This is a genomic window from Halopseudomonas sp. L-58, from assembly GCF_056859475.1.
In genome coordinates, this window is record NZ_JBSXON010000006.1 from 1 (window position 1) to 4044 (window position 4044).

At 53.5% G+C, this 4044-nt stretch carries 6 protein-coding genes; all 6 read left to right on the forward strand.

The window, feature by feature from the left end:
* Positions 1 to 328: 328 nt before the first annotated feature.
* The 6 genes from AC13EY_RS00150 (at position 329) to AC13EY_RS00175 (ending at position 4003) form a co-directional block, all read left to right on the forward strand.
* The gene (locus tag AC13EY_RS00150) at positions 329 to 673 is read left to right on the forward strand and encodes a histone-like nucleoid-structuring protein, MvaT/MvaU family (protein ID WP_482875778.1); all 345 of its coding nucleotides are present in this window, start codon (positions 329 to 331) and stop codon (positions 671 to 673) included.
* Between the two features lie 70 nt (positions 674 to 743).
* Complete coding sequence (locus tag AC13EY_RS00155; RefSeq protein WP_482875780.1) at positions 744 to 1385, forward strand: hypothetical protein; 642 nt, start codon at positions 744 to 746, stop codon at positions 1383 to 1385.
* Between the two features lie 75 nt (positions 1386 to 1460).
* Positions 1461 to 1760: an IS66 family insertion sequence element accessory protein TnpA gene (gene tnpA, locus AC13EY_RS00160; protein ID WP_348665555.1), complete on the forward strand. Its 300-nt coding sequence runs from the start codon at positions 1461 to 1463 to the stop codon at positions 1758 to 1760.
* Entirely contained in the window at positions 1760 to 2116 is a 357-nt protein-coding gene (gene tnpB / locus AC13EY_RS00165) for an IS66 family insertion sequence element accessory protein TnpB (protein WP_008250664.1), read from the forward strand. Before tnpA ends, tnpB begins: the two co-directional genes overlap by 1 nt.
* Positions 2117 to 2141: 25 nt before the next feature.
* A complete protein-coding gene (gene tnpC / locus AC13EY_RS00170; protein ID WP_008250665.1) occupies positions 2142 to 3695 on the forward strand; it encodes an IS66 family transposase in 1554 nt (517 codons plus the stop codon).
* An 8-nt stretch (positions 3696 to 3703) separates the two neighbouring features.
* Positions 3704 to 4003, forward strand: a complete 300-nt coding sequence (locus AC13EY_RS00175) for a hypothetical protein (RefSeq protein WP_482875783.1) — start codon at positions 3704 to 3706, stop codon at positions 4001 to 4003.
* Positions 4004 to 4044 lie beyond the last annotated feature (41 nt).

Below are 4044 nucleotides of genomic sequence, written 5' to 3' on the forward strand. Positions count from 1 at the left end.
CACGCTGGTCGGGCAATACTCGAAACTGGCAACCCGTAGGCAGCGTTTGGCTGAATCCAGAGAAGGAAACGACCGTTATCCATGTGCATAGTGAACTAGAAGCAGCATGACTCATGTTCCAACTACATTGACAGACGCCGCTCCCGTATGTGTGTCACCTGCCCTTGCCTGATTAGCTAGATGGCAACTAGGTCGGGCTCGCCATGAAAGCTAAAGGCAGGAGCGTGACGAGTATGCTTTGGCAGGGACCTTTGTGGTGAAATTTAATGATGTTACATCTCGTTGATTTAGAATATTTTTATTATCCATAACCTATAGAGGAAATGGGATGTCTAAACTAAACGATTTTCGTGCAATCGAGCGAGAGATCGCCGAAAAGATGCAAGAGCTTGAGCGCCTTAAGAAAGATAAAGGGCTGCAGCAGGACATCGAATTCGAAGAAAAACTCCATGAATTAGTGAAAAAATACGATATGACGGCCGCTCAGGTCATTCAGATTCTGTCTCCTCAAGTTGCAGCTAAGCAGATAAGGGTGCGCAAGCCACGTGCAACTAAGGTTTACAAAAACCCTGTAACCGGTGAGACGATCGAGACCAAGGGTGGCAACCACAAGACCCTGAAAGCCTGGAAAGAAGAGTACGGTGCTGAAGAGGTCGAAAGGTGGGTGGCTTGATCATCCTAACCCCAAAGCCTCGGCGCTGGTCGGCGCTTTTTTGACCTCAAAAATGCCAAGGAAGACATGCATGCAGATGAATGACAACAAAGCACTGTACGGCCTGCTTGCTCAGATAGCCTCTGACATAAGCTCGGAGTGCGGACATCCAATACCGGCAGGCTACCGGCTAGTTCGCTGCGATGGGCTTGTGACTCGGAGCGTACCAGGGTTCGTGATAGCGCTTTTAGACGATAAGGCCGAGGAGGTCGTTTACTATTGCTATTCGATCATTATTGAAGAAATTTGTACGAAAAATAAGCCGGCGGCTCAGAGCGTGTCTTGGCGATCAGCGCAATCGCACAACACTGATGTAGTGCACGATCTACATCAGAACGTAATTAAAAACTACATTTTGCAGAGGCATGTCGCGATTGTAAGCGACGGAAACCAGTATTCGGGTGGGAAGTTCTTCTGGGAAAGGCAGATTTCTGCCGCGCTAAATGACAATAAATATGTCTATCTGTACAAAGTTCAGAGGCCCGGACTAGAACTGATAGCTGATGAGCGCGGCTTTCAGGTGATGAAAGATAAAATTTGGAGTGATCAGCCAGCAGACGCAACTAATCTTGTTTTAATTTCAAATGAAGAGCTTTCTACTAATGCCGAATACCAGCTGCCGGGGCGTGCGGTTATCGAGATGCAGCTGATGGATTATGTTGATCTTTCGTAAGCGGTCTATAAACCCCACCTAAAATTGCTGCCGGGACTTCGCTACGCTCCAGACTTTTCAGATCTGGAGTATCCAATGAGCACCGAGTCAAATCCTACCAAAGCCCAGCTCTGGCAAGCACATTTTGCTGCTTGGAAGAGCAGTGGCTTATCGCAGGCTGAGTATTGCAAACAACATGACCTCAAGCTGTCGAACTTTACTTACTGGCGCAGCCGCGTTAACAACCCCCAGCGCAAGTTCATGCCGATTTCCGCTCCGACTGGAACGGATCGCCTCATCATGAGTTTACCCTGCGGTATTCGCCTTGAGCTTACTGCGCAAACATTGTCCGCCGTATTGCCCGCCGTGCTTCGCGCAATACAGGACGCCAGCTAATGCTGCGTCCTCAACCGGGCATCCAAGCCTATTTGTACCTGGAGCCCGTGGATATGCGCAAGTCCATTGATGGGCTGGCCATACTCGTTGAGAGCGAGCTGGCGCTGTCACCGATGACGGAAGCGCTGTTTGTCTTCTGCAATCGGGGCCGCGACAAGATCAAAATCCTGTACTGGGAGCGTAACGGCTTTGTGCTCTGGTATAAACGCCTTGAGAAGCAGCGTTTCCGCTGGCCGCGCCAGTCCGATTTTAGCTACGAGCAGCGCGATGGCCGCGACCTGAATTACCTGCTCGACGGCTTTGATATCTGGCAGCAACGACCGCATCAAACCCTGCATTTTGACTCGGTCTCCTGAGTCGTCTCCAGTATAATATGGCGCCATGACGGCGCCCCTCACACAGTCCCTGCCAGACGATATCGATGCCTTGAAGGCCCTGCTTCTGAAGAAGGAGCAGCGTATTGATTTGCTTGAAGAGCAGATTCGTTTACTCAAGCAAAAGCGCTTTGGCGCCAGCAGTGAGAAGAGCGACCAGCAGGTTGAGTTGTTTGATGAAGCCGAACTGGGCGACGCTGAAGTGCAGCTGGCACCGCAAGAGGACGAACCGGTCGCTGTCGCCACTGCACCCACTGCCGTGTCAGCCCCAAAAGCCAAACGCGGCCGCAAGCCCCTGCCCGCCGATCTTCCCCGCGTGCGTATTGAGCACGACCTGCCTGACGCTGACAAAGTCTGTACCTGCGGTTGTCTGCGCGAGTGCATTGGCGAAGAGACCAGCGAACAACTGGACATCATTCCAGCCAAAGTGCAGGTGCTGGTTAATGTGCGTAAGAAATACGCCTGCAAGCAGTGTGAGGGTAGCGTCAGCACGGCACCACTTCCGCCGCAACCCATTCCCAAGAGCAACGCCAGTCCAGGCTTGCTGGCCCACATCGCCATTGCCAAATACCAGGATGCGTTGCCTCTGTATCGACAGGAAGCCATTCTGGGGCGCAGCGGTATCGATTTACCCCGTAACACCCTGGCGCTGTGGATGGTCAAGGCAGGCCAGCTGATACAGCCTCTGATTAATCTCTTGCAGGATCGTTTGCTGAGTTATCCGGTACTACAGTGCGATGAAACCACGGTGCAGGTACTCAAGGAGCCGGGCAAAGACCCAGAGAGCACCTCTTACATGTGGGTGCGGGTCGGCGGGCCACCCACGCAGGCTATCCGGCTTTACCATTACGCCGACAGTCGCCGGGGCGAGGTGGCCCGGCAACTGCTGACCGGCTATCAGGGCTACGTGCAGACCGATGATTATGCCGGGTACAACGGTGCCTGCGCGCAAACTGGCATTATCCAGTTGGGCTGTTGGGCCCATGCCCGTCGCAAGTTTGTTGAGGCGCAAAAGGCCGCAGGCAAGCAGAAGAAAGCCGGGAAAGCCGATGTCGCGGTGAGCATGATTGCCAAGCTCTACGCAATAGAAAAGCGAGTGGAATCCATGGCCCCGGAGGCGCGCCATGCCCTGCGCCAGCAAGAGAGCCTTCCCCAGCTCCAGGCCATCCGCGCCTGGCTGGATAAAACCCTGCACACCACACTGCCCAAAGGGTTGCTGGGTAAAGCCCTGGGTTATCTCGACAAGAACTGGGACAAGCTGACGATCTATACCGAGGACGGCCGACTGAGCATCGACAACAACCGGGCAGAGAACGCAATCCGGCCCTTCGTGGTGGGGCGGAAGAACTGGCTGTTCAGTGCCAGCGTCGCCGGTGCGGCCGCCAGTGCAAACCTGTACAGCCTGATTGAAACGGCCAAGGCCAATGGGCTGGAGCCCTATACCTACCTGAGGCGGGTCTTTACAGAATTACCCAGCGCACAGAGTCTGGATGATATCGAAGCATTACTGCCCTGGCAGGCGCCGGAAGCTCACGACAACCTTGTGAAGGCCGCATCATGAAACGGGTGATGAATATCAATATTGATCATCTTGATGCCGACGAACTGATGGCGCTGAACCAGCGCATTATTGAACGGCTGAAGATGCTGGAATCGCTGCATGCACACAAATCAATGATGCAGTTCCACCCTGGCGCGAGAGTCAGCTTCGATTCTCCGCAGGGCGAACGTGTCATCGCTACCGTGATGAAATTCAATCGCAAAACTGTCACCGTTGTAACGGACAGTGGGCAGCGCTGGAATGTGTCACCACATCTGCTCTCGGCGATAAAAGATGCGGGCAGTCGCCTGTTATCGACGGGAGATTAGAAAACGACTGAGCGCAAGAGCGGGGTTTGTTGAGCGCTTAC

Excerpts from the sequence above, each read along its gene's own strand:
- tnpB (WP_008250664.1), top strand. The coding sequence starts at position 1,760 with ATGCTGCGTCCTCAACCGGGCATCCAAGCCTATTTGTACCTGGAGCCC.
- AC13EY_RS00155 (WP_482875780.1), top strand. The coding sequence starts at position 744 with ATGCAGATGAATGACAACAAAGCACTGTACGGCCTGCTTGCTCAGATA.
- tnpC (WP_008250665.1), top strand. The coding sequence starts at position 2,142 with ATGACGGCGCCCCTCACACAGTCCCTGCCAGACGATATCGATGCCTTG.
- tnpA (WP_348665555.1), top strand. The coding sequence starts at position 1,461 with ATGAGCACCGAGTCAAATCCTACCAAAGCCCAGCTCTGGCAAGCACAT.
- AC13EY_RS00175 (WP_482875783.1), top strand. The coding sequence starts at position 3,704 with ATGAATATCAATATTGATCATCTTGATGCCGACGAACTGATGGCGCTG.
- AC13EY_RS00150 (WP_482875778.1), top strand. The coding sequence starts at position 329 with ATGTCTAAACTAAACGATTTTCGTGCAATCGAGCGAGAGATCGCCGAA.